The organism is Paenibacillus macerans, assembly GCF_050565405.1.
In the GTDB taxonomy this organism is placed as follows: domain Bacteria; phylum Bacillota; class Bacilli; order Paenibacillales; family Paenibacillaceae; genus Fontibacillus; species Fontibacillus macerans_B.
Genome location: NZ_JBNYYG010000002.1, coordinates 236,527 through 253,085 on the forward strand (window position 1 = coordinate 236,527; position 16,559 = coordinate 253,085).

Genomic DNA, 16,559 nt, shown 5'->3' on the forward strand with positions numbered 1-16,559 from the left:
TCATCTCCTATTTCTCGTATTCGTTTGAAATTTTAAAGCTTTGTAAGGTTGTTGGCCCGATATTGGTCAGCACGATAACGGGGCTGGACCGCTCGTCCCCGGCAGATTGAACTGATATCACCTGTGGTGACTGCGTTATGGTCAACTCAGTTATTCGTTCGTCGCTCAGTGGGAACGGATTGCTTCCCATTTTGATAGGTATCGTTACGTTTCCATCGAAAATAAGCTTTTCGATGTTCATCGTTCCGGCGTAACGCCCGATGTATTTTTTCCCCGGGCGGTCCCCAAAGGTGAATGTGATATCCCCTTTTCTGACATTAAAAAGAGCCGCCACTTGGGCGACTCTATTCTGATAATCAATTGTAGGATCATCTGCCATAATCACACATTCAAGGTCGAATGTCCTTGGTCCGTAAGTGCTGCCGAAATCTAATTCTCCATCCCTCTCGGCAATTTCAACGCCGTTGTCTCGCGTCTCAGGAAGAGGGGGGATATTATGCTTTTTTAGCCCAAGTCCAATTGTCTTAAACGATACCCCGTCCGCCGTGGCTTCAATCATCCCTTACCCCCTCCTTTTGATTGCATCCGACGAATGAAGTTGTCTTTCTCCGACCAAAAGACCCTTGCTGTAGACTCATCTTCAATATAAGTATCTCCTGTAGATACTGTGAAGTAGTTGTTATTTACCTGCGGATTTGAGCCGCCAGAAGCAGCCGGTAAAGAGAAACTTGGCATTGAGAAATTTAAGGTCGGCATTTTAAAGTTCAGCAGTTTGAATAGATTGCTTTGCTGTTGCTCATTAATGTACATTTCTCCGGCATGAGCGACAACGGGCGTAGCCTCACCACGCATACCTCGAACAACGCCGCCAGTTTTAAAATGCTGCAACTTGCCTGTATCCTTGCGAATTCCATATTTTTGTCTTAACGCTTCGTTTTCGGCGTGAGCAGCCGCCTTTTCTTCTGCCGTTCCAGAGTACCATTTATCAACATTGTTGTTGTAGCGGTTTAAGTCCTGGTCCTCTTCGGATAGTGAGGTTCCGCCTCCAACTACTCCCGATCTAGTTTGAGTGGACACGGAATTGATTCTGCTCATTGTCGCCTCGTATTCAGCTATGAACCGATCTAGTTGGGCAAGGATTTCGGCATTCTTCTCATTTTCTTTAAGGATTTGGATTTGTTTTAAATCCTCGGCCTTAAACTCAATCGTTTCAGAGAACGTATCGAACGCGCTTGACAGTTCTTCATAGTGTTGGTTTGCTGCATCAATTTGCTGGTTGTAATCCTGTTCTTTCTGGTTCTTCTCGTCTTCTAAGGCCTGCTTCTGGCCTTCAAGGCTTTGCTTCGCAAGTTCACGATCATGCTCCCGCTGCATGTCTTCGATGTCCTTCTGAACTTGCTCTCTTTCTTCGAGGCCTTCCGGACCAACAGCAGAAGCTAGTTCTTCTAACCTTGTTTGCTTCTCGGCCAATTTTCGTTGGTAATCCTCTTCGACATAAAGACGATCATTTGCCTTGATTTGATCATCGATCGCCTTAATCTTGGCGTCCTGCGCGGACAAAAACGCATCTCGTTCTTCTTCGATTGTTTTGACAGCATCATTTTTCGCCGACTCCATCTTTGATTGAATCGTTTGTATCGAGACAGTGACCGTTTGCTGCTCCTCGTCCATCAGTTTTTTCTTGAGGGCATATATTTGTTCCTCAGCTTGTATACGCTCGTCGGTGCCCTCGCGATACATGGATTGGATTTTCTCCCAAGCTTTGATTTCGTCCTCGGTGGATAACTGCTCCATAGCCTTTTGGTGGTTAAGGTTCTTGGTGAATTCAGAAAAAGATTCTTGTTCCGCTGCTTTTTTGGCTGCATAGACCTGTTCATCAAGCTGCATTCTCTCTTCCGAACCAGCTTTGTAACGCGCCTGTACCCGGAGCAACATCTCTAATTCTTCTTGCGCGGAAACCTCGCGAATCCCTTTTTGATGCAAGATCCATTCCATTGAAGCATCGTAGGCCTCTTTCTCTTTCTTAGCGACTTCATCGGCCAATTTCTTGCGCAGGTCATAGACCTTCTCATCAGCTTGGAGACGTTGTTCAGATCCCGCTTTGTATTTCGCTTGTATGCGTTCCCAAGCCAATAATTCCTGTTGGGTGTTCAAGCGGCCAATTGCCTTTTGATGCTCGATATACTTCTGCGATGCTTCGAATTGTTTTTTGAGTGGATCGTCTTTCTTGCCGGAATTTCCTTTACTGCTACTGCCCCCTCTGGATGAATCAGATACCCCGAATTCCGTGTCTTGGTATAACCCGGTAAGAGCTTTTATTTTACTGTCGTAGGTATTCATTTCTGATTCATATTCGGCATATATAGAATTGATTTCGTTCTGGGCAGCTTCTCTGCCGGCCATGACAGCGGCACCTTGTTTTCTAAAGCTGCTCTTGAAGTATTTAAGGTCATCACCTGTCGAAAGCACATCTGATTGTGTTCCATTAAGTTGCGCCTTAAGGTCGGCTAAGCTCTTAATAGCATCAGCTTCAATCCCATATGCCTGTAAACGTTCGTCGGTAGCTAGTTTCACATTCAGGGCTGAGTTTTTTTCTGCTTCAAGTTCATCGATTGCTTTTTGAATTTTCGCTTTCCGAAGAACATCAACGGCATTCGTTTCAAACTTCCATCCATCTGCCGTCTTATATATCGCATCGGCTAGCTGCGGGTACTTAAGAATCAAATCAGTTGCGTTTGAAGCATTCAGGGATTGTCCTTCGGCAAGCTCTCTCGACAAGGAATTAAGTTCACTGATTGCAGTGCTGTTTCCTTTTATTTGTGACTCAAGGTTTTCATGGGCCTTTACAAGATCTTCAGTTGTTTGATACTGCTCATCCTGGGCGCTTGTTAAATCATCTGTGATTTCTCCATACTCATCCATGGTGTCCGAAGATTGAGCAACAGCTGATCCGAGGTTGTTGGTGGATGATGTTGTATCCTTTGTTGTGCCGTTCAGCGAATTAAGTGCATCTTGGCTATTTTTGATCTTTTGTTCTTCCTCGGCTATTTTTGATCCCAGATTTACAATCTCTTCTGACCATTGATGTATCAGATCCTGAACGGTTTTACCTCTTGCCTTATCGATCAAACTTAGATCGGCTTCCGAAGCATTTCGAACAGCGTACTGTGTGTACTCCAACTCCTGTTCGAGAGCAGCCTTTCTTTTTTGAGCAGCGTCCAAGTTTGCCTGTTCGACGACTTTAACGCTATCTGCGTATTTCTGTTTCCATTGTTCGATTTTCTCAGCGTCAACATCTTTGGCTTTCCCAAGTTCATCCCACTGAGAGATGAGGCCTGGCATAATTCCGCTGATCTTCTCAATTACCGTAGCCAGTTCTTGCTTGGCAGCCGTAACTTCCTGATCGGATCTGGTGTTATCGTCGACAATAGATTTAAGCTGGTCATATCTACTCACCAAAGTGCTTAAGTCCCTGTTATGTTGTAAGGTCTGTTCAGTTACCTTGTTCTGTTCGCCCTTGTAATAAGACCAGGCCACTGTAGTAGCCCCAATAGCAAGTGAAACGGCCGTTAAGACAGCTCCGATAGGTGTAGCAATAAAAGCCTTTTGTGATACATTGGCCGCATCTGTGGCGGCTTTCATGCCCAACATTGCCTTGGCACCGTTAACCAACCCGGTAACCAAGCCTACAAGGCTTTGCCCCGTGAATAGTTTCGTGCCTGTGTTTAACGCGGTAATAGCCGCACCAATCAATAGTACGCTTGTCACCGTGTTTCGGATTGGCTCAGGCAAAGAGTTGAAGCCATCGATAAGGGATGTTGCTGTTTGCGTCATGGCCTTAAGAACTGACAATAGTCCGCTATCCCCAATAGTTACAATTAATTCATCCCAAGCGGCTTTAAGCTGCAACGATTGCTTCTCCAGCGTAGTCATAGCAAGAGCGTTTTCCCGCTGGGCCGAACCAAATGAATTTTGGGCCGTGGTCGCAACATCCATTGTCTTGTTATAATTGTTCATCAAAGCAATAAACCGGGATGCTTGGTCTCCCCGGGCAATAGCTTGTGTAATTTCGGTCCGTTCGACATCACTGTACGTCTGCCATTTCTCTGCGATCTTGCCAAGGAGTTCTGAGAAGTCCATCATATCGCCATTGGCCTGTTTCATCACGCCCACATACTTTTCAAGCTTATCGACAGCGATATCGCGGCTGGAGAAGGAGATAAACGATTTAATGGCGTTCCCGGCAACAGAGCCGGTAAATCCAGATTGGTTCAGTACTGTTAAGTAGCCAATCAATTCATCAATGTCTACCCCTGCATTTTTTGCTGCCGCACCGACTCTATTAATCCCTTCAAGCAGCTTTTTGGATGTCGTAGGGTATTGGTTCGAAACTTCATTCAGTTTATCCAATAAAGCTTCTGAATCTTCTGCAGCCATACCATAGTTAAGAATAGCCCCTGTCATCATTTCTTGGGCTTGAGCCGCACTCTGGAATGACTGTTCAACGTTAGCTGCCATAAGGGCTGTACGGGCAAGAGATTCCGTTTGACGCTCGTCAAATCCCTGTTGAGCAATAAGGGTGTATACCTCTGCAACCTCCGTTAGGGCATAACCATACTCTTTGGCATTTGAAATCATGGACTCTTTAACAAACTCTACATCGGCTGTGTCACCCATGATACGTTTAATGTTAACTAGTTCATACTCAAAATCCTTAAGTACAGAAATGGCTTCAGTAGCCCTTCTAATGACCGCATAATACATTGTTCCTGACAACATATACTGAGACGATCTATCCAGTATGCTATCGGCGTTGACCATCTTGTTCATCCGGGCAGCATGCCGCTCTTGTTCCATCTCAAGCTTTCGATTACCATTCTTGATTAGCTGGAACTGACGGTCTATCTTCGCCTGGACAAGATTCTCTTGCGCGCTTGCCCCCATCGTTTTCTGTTCAAGCAAAGCCATCTTCTGCTGATGTTGTTGCACCTGTTGTTCTATCTTCGTCTGACCTGACTTGAGTGCCTGTTGTTCTCTTGCTAATCGGGACTCAATAACCTGCGCCGTCGATTCATTCTTCTGTTGAAGGTTAAGCATCCTCTGTTGATGCTCCCGCTCCTGCTGTTCGATAGATGCTTCTCTCTTTTTGATAATTGCTTGCTGTGACTGGAGTTTAGCATCGACCAGGTTATTTGTCTGATCAAGTTGCTGTTTCTTTGCAGTCAGAAGTTCAGCCTGTGCCGTTCGTTGCTTCACTAACGCCTCGGACTCTGCGAGAATCTTTCTACGGCGCTCTTCTGAGGACAGAGCAACTTTGTCGGCTGCACTTGCTATTGCTGTATAGTTCTTCTGAGTGATGGACAGTTCAGCATTCAGTTGCTTAAATGATTCAGCGTTTCCGCGTGCGCCTTCGTCGATCGTCTTGAAGGATTGAAGCATCTTAGATGTATCGAGGCTAATCCTAGCACCGACAACGTCTTTATTCAATTCATCAGCCATTTTTTCACCATCCTTATTTGCTAAGGAAAATTTTCCTGCCCACAACGCAAAAAAGCCCACTCCGACGAGTGGGCTATCTGAAGATGCCTAAGTCAGATAATCGCTTGGCTTTCTTCGGTTTCTTTTCAATTTTCCCGCCGTGCAGGATCACTTCAAATTCGTTCTGCACCTGCTTAACCTTGGATAAAGCCCTAATCTTAGGGATAGTCATATGCTCCCACTGATTGTCTGGAATGCCCATGCTTACACATAAGGCCCATAGCTCCATCCAGTCCGTTGCTTTACCTTTATCCTGCGATTCATCCTCTTCCTCGTCATCCTCATTAGGCTCAGGAGGAGGAAATGATTCATTAAAGAAATCGGGTCAGCAGTTGATCCAGCTCTTTCAAACCGTCTTCATCGACGTTTTCATATTCTTCTTCCGTCAAGCCTTCGGCCAGTACAAGATTGAACGCTTCTTTGTATGCTGCTTCTACAGCCGGCCAGTCAATTCCCGGATGGTCATCCTTTGGAGGCAACTTCTCGCGGCCAATAGAGTAAGAGAAGGTGTACTCCTTCCCCTTCATGATTTGACGAACCTTACGGATGATCCCAATAGTCCCGATTTTAACGCGCTTGGTAATGCCTTCCCCGATGACAATCTCTGTTCCGATGTTCAAGGTCTGATCCAAGTTTTGTTCTTCTTTTACTTCACTCATTGTGAGCCCTCCTTAAAATAAGCAATCCCCCTTACCGATTAGGTAAGAGGGATCAAAGTAGTTTTATTCCGAGAAGATGATTTCGGCTGCAACGCCTTCTGGATTGTCAGGTGTAATGTCAGCTTCCAGCACTTCAAGTTGAATTGTATTGGTGGATGGTGTCTTTCTCGTTGCTCCCACATTAAGTGTGCCGCCCCCGATTGCTTTGTGGACAGTAAGTTGCACCTGAACCATTTTACCTGTTCTGTCATTGAGCAGTTCGAAGCGGTGAACGAATTTGAATGGCTTCGGCTTTCTGGTTCCAGTGAAAGCATTCTTGGTACCTTTATCTTTCTTCCACTTGAATACAACAACGATATTGCTATTTTCATTGGCTGAATCAGAAGTGATTGTTCCGTCAGCAGTAATTGAGTATTGCAAGGCTGTTGGCGTTGTAGCCGCCTTTTCAAGCTTGGTGAGTTTACCTTCTGGAGATTTAAGATAGACTTCTTCACTGCCATCTACGAATGTCCCTTCAAATTTGTCAGGAGCCTTCACCTTATAACCCGCAGATGTAAGGATGCCTTCTTCGTTCTCGTCGAAAGTAACCTCACCTTGAATCGTTTCGGATCCTTGAGACAACTCAGCCAGCAACGGAGAATAGCGTGGTACTTCAATGCTAAGCGTGTCAGCAAGATCCTGAGCAGTAAGGTGAAACGGATATCCCGATTCCCCACCAAATACCTTATCCCACGCAAATTGCGGAGCAAACATTACGCTATTGATCTTTTCATCGATATACTTCAGTTCCCCGCCAATTTCACGGGTCCAAATCTTCCCGACTCCATCAAATACCAATGGTTCAGCCATATTGATTTATCCCTCCCTGGGTAATAAAAAAGAACTTGTGCTGTTATTTCACAAGTTCCCAAAGTTGCTTATCGATTTCCTGAATTCGCTTATACTCATCGGTTTCTTTGTAGTCCTTTACCGGCTCCAGATTTCTCATGATACCTAGTTTCTTGGAGAGAGTAACCTTTTCTTCAACCAGCTTTTCAAGCTCGGTAGGTTCCTTCTTCTCTTGTGCCGGTTTAGGGGTTCGCTTCGATTCTTCCACGGTACATCACCCCGCTTTCAATTTATTCGGTGGTAATTAACATCAAAGATGACCTCGTATCCCTTAACTCCAGTTATCCCAGTCGCAAAGTCAGCGTCATAAGCCAAGGAGCAGCGCGAAGACATGAAGCTTTTGTCCTTGATCTGCTTATCATGGAATAGTTCAAACGCCCGGTCAGCAATAATTTTTGCTTGGTTGCTGTTCTTCGCGTAGATGTCCAAGCAGAATTTCCCTTCGTAAACGAGATAGTTCCGGCTGAAACGTCCTGGTTTAACATAGATCAAGAGCATTGGTACATCAGCGCTTGTTACGGCCTTGTCGGGCTCCATGCCTTTTACGATCCGCGCCACAATACTATTTGCCGGAGATGTTGGAGTAAGGCCAAGGAGAGCCATAAACTCAACGTCTTGCTTTAAAGTATTGTAAATGGCATCTACTAAAATGGCGCTCACTCTGCTCACCTCTGGATAAAGTATTTGTGGTACGGAAACTCCGTAATAACTTGGCTGATTCCTTCAAGGATTCGATTCCTGTTGGACTGGAGTGCCACACGTAAGAAGAATGTTGGAGGCGTTGGCCCATAACTCGGATCAATATCCCCGCGCGTGGCGAGTTCTTCAAGGTCTACCCCCACATAGGAGCCGCCTGACCGGCGCACCTCGCCATCAATTCCCTTATACGTCCCTTGAGGACGACCTACAACAACCTTCGTTCCCTTTGACCGTACACGGTTCCAATACTCGCTGTTCATATAAGTAATCAGTCCAGGGTTTTCACGTGGACCAGCCATCAGCGATCCTTTACCAAACTGTTCCAACCATGCTTGCCAATAGTCAGCCGTTATTTCCCCCTCGATCATGCGGTTAGCAAGATTGGTAAGTTCAGCTCTCAAATGATTTCTGACCTCAGGGTAATAACGAACATTGCTTTTGGCAGTGAGAAGCACAAGCTTTGTTAGCCCTGCTATCTCCACGGCTAAGCTACGCTGAAGATCATATGCCGCTCTCTCGGAATCGTAACCAGCTATCATCGCATGTCCTCCGATAACTGTACATGGAACAGGTTGGGATATTTGAGATCGTCGATAGCATCAACTTGATGCGGACGGCCATTTAGTAACACACGGTCTGGAGATATCAAATACTTGTCTTCTGGTCTCCTAATATCGACCGTTGTCTGCAAGATGAGGATGTATGTTGTCGTTGGCAGCAATCCTGGATCTTCCAAGCGAAGTTGGGCGCTGACAAACTGAGCGAACCCCCTCACTACTTGCACTTGAGAAAATTCAGGATTGCCCTTCGGGTTATCGTTGCTGTCATACTCCTGCGTATACCGCTGTATTTCGGCTGTGACGTTTGTCTTGAGTAAGGAGCAGTATTTGTCCCTGTCCGTAGTCAGACGCATTGTCTGAGTCAAATACAGAGTATCCTCCACCTCTACAGCCAAACCTGTAGATACCACTGAAGTTGGAGCGAACAACCCGTTGTAAATGTATTCCTTGCCGATTATCGTGGTTGCTTTTGTTTCCCTTGACAGCACAACTGCTTCAGGGTCGCCACCAACGATACAGGGAGTATGGCGGTGCTTGAAATCATTAAACATGCCGCCGTTCCATCTCCTTTAAACGGGTAGGTCCTGCCAATCGGATTACCGGCACGTCCGAACCTCGGATTGAATTAGGTATTTCATTGATATATCCATAAGATTCATCAAACAATCCTTCAGCCAGTTTGTTCCAATTAACCGTTTGATTCTCGTAAGAAAAGTCAAAGTCTTTCTTTGCTTTCTTGAATCTTGCCGTCATTGAAGGAGCGATGATTGCGGCTACCATACAAATAGCAGCCGCATACAGATAAATTCGATCGTCTCCGGTCAAATCTTCATAATTGGGAACGGATGAGATGACTTTACTCTCACCAATTGGCAAAACTGAAGGCGCATCGATATCGGCATTAGACAAAACGTCTTCACCGATTCCTAAGCGCCCCCGTATCTCGTCGTGGTAAGTATCCGTTATTAGGATCTTATTCGCCATTTCCGTCACTACCAGCAGCGGAAATGGCTGATTTCAGTTCCTCTGCATCCATTTTGGTGTAGCCCGGAATTTTCATTTCTTTGGCCGTAGCTTTGAGTTCTTTCAACTCATCGTCGGCTTGGAAAGATGCGATCTGCTCCAGCAATTCACTTTCTCTGGACATATACCCTTCCAACTGTTCTTGCAGTGCCATTTCTCTCGCCTGTGCGTCTGCTAAGTCCTGCTCCAACTTCGCAATAAGCTCTGACTGATCTCCAGTTACTGCCTCATCGCTGTCAATCAGTTCGGCCAACCTCTGCCCCGTAGCAGCATTACAGACCTTCCTATTGGCAATATCAACAAGCCCTTCCGGGGCATCTTTTACGATGTCCCCGGCATTGTATTCCCCGACAGAATCAACCAATACTCTTACTGTTGCCATCAGATAATACCTCCCTTAACCCACCGTGGCAAAGATATGCCAGTTAACGTATTTCAACCGTGGCAGCACAGTAGCGCCGTTAATAACAGTCCATTGATCAGGGTCTCCAGGAATAAGTTTCGCCAGAGCAAACTTTCCAGGGTGACCAGTGAAAATATCCTCATAGTTGTTCGGGCTTGTCACCAAATCCATGATTGTACCAGTCATACCTTGACCAAGGATGATGATGGCATTGTCTGGAATGAACGGAAGGAAGTTTCCGTTGTCATCAATATAACCGCCATCATACACTTCGTACTGAAGTCCATTCAATTGCTGTCCAATTACGAAAGCAAGGGAATCAGCCGAAAGTACATCTTTGCCATAGGTTGTTTTCAGAAGATCACGAATTTTAGCGTTCTGCTTCAGGTAGGTATCAACCTTTTTATTAGCAATGATCTTCACGGCACGAGCGCCCGAACCACGGAATTTAAGAATCCATTCGTCAATGTCGGCCAGAGGATCAGCTGCTGCGGTATTGCTCCACAATGTAGTTGCTGTCGGTTTGTTCGCAGCGGGAACACCATAATCAATAGTAATTGCTGGCTTGTTTTTTGTTGCTGGAACTACGAGGGAACCGGATAACGACTTCCATCGCATCCATTCAAAACGCGTTTCCAAACGTCCATTCAACCGAATGAGGCGTTCAATCATATACTCCTCGCCCCAAAGTTGCTCCAGTTTATTTCCTGGCTTGCGCAGCGTAGCAATCTTCTCTCGATCGATTACTTCTTTTTCCCGCCACTCTTGGTTAGTAAAGTTCATGTGTTTCACAACAGGTGGCGTGTGAATTGGCGAAGGATCGTTGAGCCCGGTAGGTGGTGTCATACCCGTATCATCATAGGTCACATCATATTCGATGGTAAGACCGAGTTCTTGCTTGAAATCAACGCCGCCAGTAAGCAACTGAGCTCCACGGAATGAATTAATATCAGTCCGAATGTTTTGAACAACTTCCGTCATGAAATACGGATCAAGTACATTTGCCATGTCTGTTCATCCCCCTTTATACAAAGTAGCAGAGTTTGAGAACTGCTTTCGCATCATCATCAATCCCTGTCAACTTCGCCTCTTCAAATACCCCGCCGATCCAACCGGAAGCAGGAATGTCCGATTCAGATGTATCCTGATCATTATCAAGAATACAAACCGCCACTTGAGATCCATCTGTGGCAGTGGAATCATACGCTACAGCTTTGTCTTGATCAGCTCCAGCAGTAGTGATTTTCCCAATAACCGTTCCTTTCTTAAGGACTCCTTGCCCTTTCTTGAGCAGGATTCCTCCAGGAAGTTTAATCTGCCACTCAGTAATAGCTAATACCTCAGTAAAGACCTGTTCCTTGATTGGACCAGGCCCCGGATACTTACCATATTGCCCCATGATTTATCTTCCCTCCTTGATCAGGCTTCCATGGCCCGTGTTCTTGAGTGCTGACAATGCCTCTTCTTTTGCAGCCGCTTTAAGCTGCTCCGGCGTTTTTTTTGCGCCCTCAGCTTGTGGATTTGACGGCGATCCATCAAGTGCATTGCTAGGAAGGTTAATCTCTTCCCCTTGCGTATGGCGACCACCGCCCCCCAACGCCGCTTGCGCCTGTGCCTCATAAGAAGCGCCGATCTTCTCAATTTCGGATACCGGCAACTGAGATAAGGCTGTTTTCATGGCTTCTACGTTGAATGCATCACCAAGCGCCCGAACACCAGCTCCGCAAGCTTGCTCAGTGATCTTAACTTTGTATGCCGCGCCATCTGCTGCTTGAGTGTTCAAGGCAGTGAGTTTATTTAAAATATCATTGTCGTTCTCCACACTTAAAGCAGTTTTGATCTGATCGAGCAAATTGGTTGCTCGGGAAAGCTTCTCTTGAACTTGCTGTAACTGAACCGATTGTTCTTTTCCGTCCACCATTCCATCCTCCTTGGCTAATTTTTCAGCCGTATTTTGATCTTGCTTTAGAACAAAGGAATTGAAGCCCGACTTTGCACTAAAAGAATAAAAGACGCGTCCGCCACTCGGGAGTGACTTTGCATCTTCTGCTAATGGTTCCCATGTTATGTTGTCCTGATTTTGTGAAGCGCCACTCATACCGACGACTCCGGCCCCTGGATATGCTCCATCGAATACCAGCGAGTTTTCCATCAAGTCGCCATCGTTGATATCTACCGTGCATAGTTTGCCCTCATATTCCCTGCCGCGAATATGAGGGCAATTCCCTCCAAAATACTCTTGGTCACAAATGGAACATGTTTGACTCGTAATGGTAAATCCAATGGAAGTGTCGAAGATCGTTCCCGCATCGATGCCTTCGGCTATTTGATCGACTTTAATTTCCCCGACCTCTTGCCCCATTTTCATGTAGTGATCTGCGTAGAGGGCTAATTCCTCTCCATCCATCTGCAAGCGACTATCAAATGTTCTTCCGATGGGGATTGTCATGATACCTAAATTAGCCCAGGAATGATCAAGCAGCAGGGACACGCCTTCACGCGCTTGAACTGCCATCTTTCGCAAAAAGTTTGGAGTAAGCCGATAGAAGCGTCGAGGAATCATTTGATCTCCAACAAGTTTGGCTGGGAATACATAGGCTTCATCTTCTGACAAAGGCACTCGCGCAAGCTGATTGATCCTCTCCAACTGTTCTGATGTTGGTTTTGCCATCGTTTGTTTTCACCTCCAATATAAAATGCAGTTCAAATCATTCCCTCGGCGGCCAATTCCACTGACCGCTATTGTTGCCTTGTTTAACGTTTTGATTAAAGAACATACCTGTTGGATTAAGAACACAAAGATGAACAGTCTCGTCATCAACAACTTCGGTAATGATTGCCGCTCTCGGTTCGCTTTTGTACTCGCCATTTGGTGTTCCGTAGCTTTGGTAATGCACGATTCTTCCTACTGTTGGTTTCATACCGTGATTACTCACCTCCTTCCGGTGGAATTGGATTTGTTGGTTCGTATTTCTTTTCCAGTAGAGGAATGAGTTCATCTGGAATCTTAGGATTAAGCCCTAATGTCCATCGGATCTCCTCAGCCGCTTCCTTCGGTGTAATGTAGAAATTCTTTTCAGCAGTCACATAGTTGTTTATCTTAGAACGGCGATCCCTTTCGACCTCGTTTTCAGACCTTAAATCAATCGGATCATAGTCAACTCCAACCTTTGTCTGTACTCCCCTTACTCGGGCTGACAATGAAAAAGCCCGCTGCCAGAAACGTTTGGTTACGCTCCGCGCGGACTCTACATTTTTGATATATATTTGTGTGTCAACTGAGCTGTATGTTTCTGTTGATCCTTGATGGCGAGAAAGAATGGTAAGCAGTGTTTTTAAAGAAGTTGCCATCTGAGTATCGATGATATCAATCAACTTCTTAATATCGATCATTGGACCGCTGTTCCCGCCCTTTAGATATTCGACCTTGACACTGTCCCAATGGACAAGCGCATCATCAGGATTGAGGGAATTGAAATGATCGATCATTTCATTCATTCGTTCCTTTAACCACTTCTGCTGCTCAACCGGATTATTTTTTATTCCATTCGGCATATTCTTCAGCATGATTTCCTCAAGCATCGAGATATCAAGTCGCGGATATCCTTGGTTATGCACCACAGCTTTTAGATCTTGAAGAACTTGTAGATGGAAGAACACCACTTGCAAAACAGGGAGTATTGGTGTCCGGCCATACGGATCGTCAACCATAGGATCGAATTCTTCATAAATGAAGGTTGGCGTATCGATCTTTTTGTAATTGCCAAACCATTCTTCGCCTGATTTTCTACGAGGGTTCTTTACATACTGCCAAGGTGTCAATCTATTTGAATCTGGCTCCCTACGAAACCAGATTAAAGCGGGGTCTACCGGAACGATGTCTATCACATCATTGCATCGATCATTCAATACTACTTCACCAGCACAAGCGCCACGGACCATGATCATCATACGTTGGATAGTATCGAGTTTATTTAATGATCGGCCATGCTGGTATCCAGGTGACGGAAAAGGGTTGTTTAGCATGTCTTTTAGTTCATCAAGGACGCGTTGCCCGTTCTTATCCTCATTCCCATTTGCCTTTTTGGCCGTAAATGTTAACGTCGTATCTCCCATTCTCAAATACGTATACAAGGCGTAGGAAACGTCTGGATGGACCGAAATAAGAAGTTCTAGCAATTCCTCTGCAGTGTAGTTCTGAAGCTTGGTAAGGTCAATATTGTGAGCATGCTGATACTTCTTCGGCAACCAATTGAATATTCCCCATGGATTTGCATCCTTTGGAACGGTCGCCTTGCCCGATCCCATCATTTGCTTTTTAACTGCTGCCGGGAGAACTGCATTCGCGAATGAATATATGGCTTTATGATACCATTTCAAAGTTTCACCACCTTTCTTAAACAAAAAAAGGCGAGGAGAGTTTCCTTGCCTTTTAAATCGAATATGCGGGCAAGGATTTGCACCTTGCATGCCGTTCATTAACAGATTAAGAAAGTTAATGTTTCCTCTAACTCATTGGTTCCTTACGGCCTACTCCACTGTTTCATGAGTTTCCGGCAAGACCCGCTAGGATCATCTGTTAATGTGCGTCTACCTATTCCGCCACCGCATATATTTAGTATTTCATGTATAAAGAATAACATTTGATTTATACAGATTCACTGCGGATTTTAGCCTGTATGCAAGCGTAAGCGTCAACATAGCAAACAGCGATTAGACACTCAGCAGGCAAACTTTCAAAATCCCCACTTGAGTAAACTTCATCCCGATTAAGTCCATGCTTTTCAAAGAGTTCGTCTCGGTTTTTGCGCCATTGTTCAATGGCCAAATCAACAAATTGACTCACTGCATTCATATATATTCCTCCATTCATGATTTGTAGAATTTGTTAGTATACAAACTGAATGCTTTGTGACAATGTATCATCAACAATAACAGGAACTCCGCATATTGTCTTTATTGGTGCATACGACGGGTTTTCTTTTTCCAGACCCTTCAACGCTTCTGATCTAATCCTATATTCTCGCGGTTGCGTAGGCCGTATGCCCGTTGTTTTGAGCATTTTTTCCTTCCACCTTTTTAATTCTTCAACAGGATCTGAGTCTAAATCTGTCCATTTCTTCATGTAACCTTGCATAGTAAACGCCCCTCATGGTTTATATTGAAGTAAAAGAAGTCCTCTCAACTTGCTCCTTCCAATCTTCTTGAATCCGGCTATTAAAAAACAAAAGCCCGGATTAATGCTCCGGACTTTGGATTCATCGACATATGTTATTAGGCCATCCTTGGGCAAGCCCCCCCACTTATCAATTGAGGCGATAATTGCGTGCTTGATCATGTCAGAACTAAGGTGCTGTGATTCATTTCGGAAAATTGTACACTCCAAAGCATCCAAACCATCATCACGAATCCCTTTCCATGTAACCCAAACAGCATCAGCATTTGGCGTTCTAAGCACTAAGTTCTTTCCGGGCCTGCAAAACTGCTTGTCACCTACGCTTTGTCTTGAGTAGTGCCGGTCAGCAAGTAATCTACATGATACATCGCCTTTATTGGTCACTATCCAAGGTCCATAATCAGTGATCGGCAGCATCGTTTACGCCAAGTCCATGACATGCCTCCTGCATACAAAAGAAGCCAAGGAAAATTTTCCTGGCCTCATTTGGTCATTCTTATCTGTATAAAATATAGCGTTTAAATAGTACCGTTTTTCTACGGAATATCATTCTTTTTTAATTGCTCGTAAAGTTAGTAGATATTCATCTCCATATGCTGTAAGGGTCCAATAAGCAGATTTATCTTTAATGCTCCGCTGTTTGTTACTTTTCGTAATCAAACCTAACACTCTAAATTGAATCAAGATTGTCTGAATAGTTGATGTATCAATAGCTAATGATACAACTTGCGAGAAATTCATACGGGAGAATTCTTTTCTTTCCTTCTTAGCAACAAAATCGTTTAGGGCCTTCTTTATTTCCTCTTCTGTAACCTCATTCATTAATGCTGGGCCCATATGATAAAAGATTTCATTCCAAGTCGTTGAAAATTCTGAACGATAATTCCTAAATTGACTACCACTCGACTTCCTGCCTGAGTATGTGTACTCTACTACAAAGTTATCATTTTTTTGTGAAAATTCTTCAGTTCCCAATGGTGCGCTCGATTTAACTTCCTTTAGTTCTATTTGTAAGAGTTCGATAATGTTTTTCAGACGTAAAATTTCTTTTGATGCTCCCCCATCTGACACAGTATCCGACCTCACCCAGCCAATAGCAGAGTTTGTTTTAATTAAACTTATTAAGCTCCTTGAAACCACAGACCCTAAATCTGCCGCCGTAGTCCAATAGCGCACCATTTTTTGTTGAGCTAAGGACTTAAAAGCGTCTAGCTTCTCTCTACCCTCTTTTTCTGATTCCGTTTTATTTGCAGGAAGTTCAAGAGGGTTTTTATGAATAAAAGCAATGATAGGTTTTCCCGTTTCTAAGGCATATCGATATTCCATTTCTGTATAACTTATCCCTTGCGGTCCGATTGAACCATACCTTCCTCCGATGACAACTATATAATAGTCACTATAATCGATAACATTTTTGATTAATGTCCATTGATCATCATTAGCTGCCGGGAATAGCTCCATTCCAGCAGGAATGCAGTCTAATTCCAACAGAGCTTGCATTATTTCCTTTCTTTCTTCTTGTAAATCCTCGTATGTTGAACTTACAAACACCTGATATCGTTTCTCCACCAATTTATCCCCCGCACTAATAGACTATCAGTATTATACCATAA

Annotated in this window: 17 protein-coding genes; all 17 read right to left on the bottom strand. The window is 44.6% G+C overall.

Annotated features, from left to right (window positions below):
- Positions 1-7: 7 nt before the first annotated feature.
- Entirely contained in the window at positions 8-559 is a 552-nt protein-coding gene (locus ACQ4N8_RS03015; protein WP_430702832.1) for a distal tail protein Dit, read from the bottom strand.
- Positions 556-5,499, bottom strand: a complete 4,944-nt coding sequence (locus tag ACQ4N8_RS03020; protein ID WP_430702833.1) for a phage tail tape measure protein — start codon at positions 5,497-5,499, stop codon at positions 556-558. The genes ACQ4N8_RS03015 and ACQ4N8_RS03020 overlap by 4 nt, the downstream gene beginning before the upstream one ends.
- Before the next feature lie 350 nt (positions 5,500-5,849).
- A complete protein-coding gene (locus tag ACQ4N8_RS03025) occupies positions 5,850-6,197 on the bottom strand; it encodes a hypothetical protein (protein WP_430702834.1) in 348 nt (115 codons plus the stop codon).
- Positions 6,198-6,260: 63 nt separating this feature from the next.
- Positions 6,261-7,046, bottom strand: coding sequence for a hypothetical protein (locus ACQ4N8_RS03030; RefSeq protein ID WP_430702835.1), 786 nt, complete (start codon positions 7,044-7,046; stop codon positions 6,261-6,263).
- A gap of 43 nt (positions 7,047-7,089) precedes the next feature.
- Positions 7,090-7,293, bottom strand: coding sequence for a hypothetical protein (locus ACQ4N8_RS03035; RefSeq protein WP_430702836.1), 204 nt, complete (start codon positions 7,291-7,293; stop codon positions 7,090-7,092).
- Positions 7,294-7,310: 17 nt separating this feature from the next.
- On the bottom strand, positions 7,311-7,745 hold the full coding sequence (locus ACQ4N8_RS03040) for a hypothetical protein (protein ID WP_430702837.1): 435 nt from the start codon (positions 7,743-7,745) through the stop codon (positions 7,311-7,313).
- Between the two features lie 5 nt (positions 7,746-7,750).
- Positions 7,751-8,323 (bottom strand): hypothetical protein, encoded by a 573-nt coding sequence (locus ACQ4N8_RS03045; RefSeq protein WP_430702838.1) that lies wholly within the window; start codon positions 8,321-8,323, stop codon positions 7,751-7,753.
- Positions 8,320-8,895 carry a hypothetical protein gene (locus ACQ4N8_RS03050; protein ID WP_430702839.1) on the bottom strand — a complete coding sequence of 192 codons (576 nt, stop codon included), beginning with the start codon at positions 8,893-8,895 and terminating at the stop codon, positions 8,320-8,322. The genes ACQ4N8_RS03045 and ACQ4N8_RS03050 overlap by 4 nt, the downstream gene beginning before the upstream one ends.
- A complete protein-coding gene (locus tag ACQ4N8_RS03055; protein ID WP_430702840.1) occupies positions 8,888-9,328 on the bottom strand; it encodes a hypothetical protein in 441 nt (146 codons plus the stop codon). Before ACQ4N8_RS03055 ends, ACQ4N8_RS03050 begins: the two co-directional genes overlap by 8 nt.
- Complete coding sequence (locus ACQ4N8_RS03060) at positions 9,318-9,749, bottom strand: hypothetical protein (RefSeq protein WP_430702841.1); 432 nt, start codon at positions 9,747-9,749, stop codon at positions 9,318-9,320. Before ACQ4N8_RS03060 ends, ACQ4N8_RS03055 begins: the two co-directional genes overlap by 11 nt.
- Before the next feature lie 15 nt (positions 9,750-9,764).
- Positions 9,765-10,778, bottom strand: coding sequence for a major capsid protein (locus ACQ4N8_RS03065; protein WP_430702842.1), 1,014 nt, complete (start codon positions 10,776-10,778; stop codon positions 9,765-9,767).
- Positions 10,779-10,794: 16 nt separating this feature from the next.
- Positions 10,795-11,169 carry a head decoration protein gene (locus ACQ4N8_RS03070; protein WP_430702843.1) on the bottom strand — a complete coding sequence of 125 codons (375 nt, stop codon included), beginning with the start codon at positions 11,167-11,169 and terminating at the stop codon, positions 10,795-10,797.
- Positions 11,170-11,172: 3 nt separating this feature from the next.
- Positions 11,173-12,441, bottom strand: a complete 1,269-nt coding sequence (locus ACQ4N8_RS03075) for a hypothetical protein (protein WP_430702844.1) — start codon at positions 12,439-12,441, stop codon at positions 11,173-11,175.
- Between the two features lie 37 nt (positions 12,442-12,478).
- Entirely contained in the window at positions 12,479-12,691 is a 213-nt protein-coding gene (locus ACQ4N8_RS03080) for a hypothetical protein (RefSeq protein ID WP_430702845.1), read from the bottom strand.
- Positions 12,692-12,698: 7 nt separating this feature from the next.
- A complete protein-coding gene (locus ACQ4N8_RS03085) occupies positions 12,699-14,150 on the bottom strand; it encodes a hypothetical protein (protein WP_430702846.1) in 1,452 nt (483 codons plus the stop codon).
- Positions 14,151-14,418: 268 nt separating this feature from the next.
- Positions 14,419-14,625, bottom strand: coding sequence for a hypothetical protein (locus ACQ4N8_RS03090; protein ID WP_430702847.1), 207 nt, complete (start codon positions 14,623-14,625; stop codon positions 14,419-14,421).
- Positions 14,626-15,492: 867 nt separating this feature from the next.
- Positions 15,493-16,515, bottom strand: coding sequence for a DUF4062 domain-containing protein (locus ACQ4N8_RS03095; RefSeq protein WP_430702848.1), 1,023 nt, complete (start codon positions 16,513-16,515; stop codon positions 15,493-15,495).
- Positions 16,516-16,559: the final 44 nt, after the last annotated feature.

Coding starts and splice junctions, on each gene's coding strand:
- ACQ4N8_RS03080 (WP_430702845.1), bottom strand. CDS start 12,691: ATGAAACCAACAGTAGGAAGAATCGTGCATTACCAAAGCTACGGAACA.
- ACQ4N8_RS03055 (WP_430702840.1), bottom strand. CDS start 9,328: ATGGCGAATAAGATCCTAATAACGGATACTTACCACGACGAGATACGG.
- ACQ4N8_RS03050 (WP_430702839.1), bottom strand. CDS start 8,895: ATGTTTAATGATTTCAAGCACCGCCATACTCCCTGTATCGTTGGTGGC.
- ACQ4N8_RS03045 (WP_430702838.1), bottom strand. CDS start 8,323: ATGATAGCTGGTTACGATTCCGAGAGAGCGGCATATGATCTTCAGCGT.
- ACQ4N8_RS03060 (WP_430702841.1), bottom strand. CDS start 9,749: ATGGCAACAGTAAGAGTATTGGTTGATTCTGTCGGGGAATACAATGCC.
- ACQ4N8_RS03020 (WP_430702833.1), bottom strand. CDS start 5,499: ATGGCTGATGAATTGAATAAAGACGTTGTCGGTGCTAGGATTAGCCTC.
- ACQ4N8_RS03090 (WP_430702847.1), bottom strand. CDS start 14,625: ATGAATGCAGTGAGTCAATTTGTTGATTTGGCCATTGAACAATGGCGC.
- ACQ4N8_RS03070 (WP_430702843.1), bottom strand. CDS start 11,169: ATGGGGCAATATGGTAAGTATCCGGGGCCTGGTCCAATCAAGGAACAG.
- ACQ4N8_RS03065 (WP_430702842.1), bottom strand. CDS start 10,778: ATGGCAAATGTACTTGATCCGTATTTCATGACGGAAGTTGTTCAAAAC.
- ACQ4N8_RS03025 (WP_430702834.1), bottom strand. CDS start 6,197: ATGAGTGAAGTAAAAGAAGAACAAAACTTGGATCAGACCTTGAACATC.
- ACQ4N8_RS03075 (WP_430702844.1), bottom strand. CDS start 12,441: ATGGCAAAACCAACATCAGAACAGTTGGAGAGGATCAATCAGCTTGCG.
- ACQ4N8_RS03030 (WP_430702835.1), bottom strand. CDS start 7,046: ATGGCTGAACCATTGGTATTTGATGGAGTCGGGAAGATTTGGACCCGT.
- ACQ4N8_RS03015 (WP_430702832.1), bottom strand. CDS start 559: ATGATTGAAGCCACGGCGGACGGGGTATCGTTTAAGACAATTGGACTT.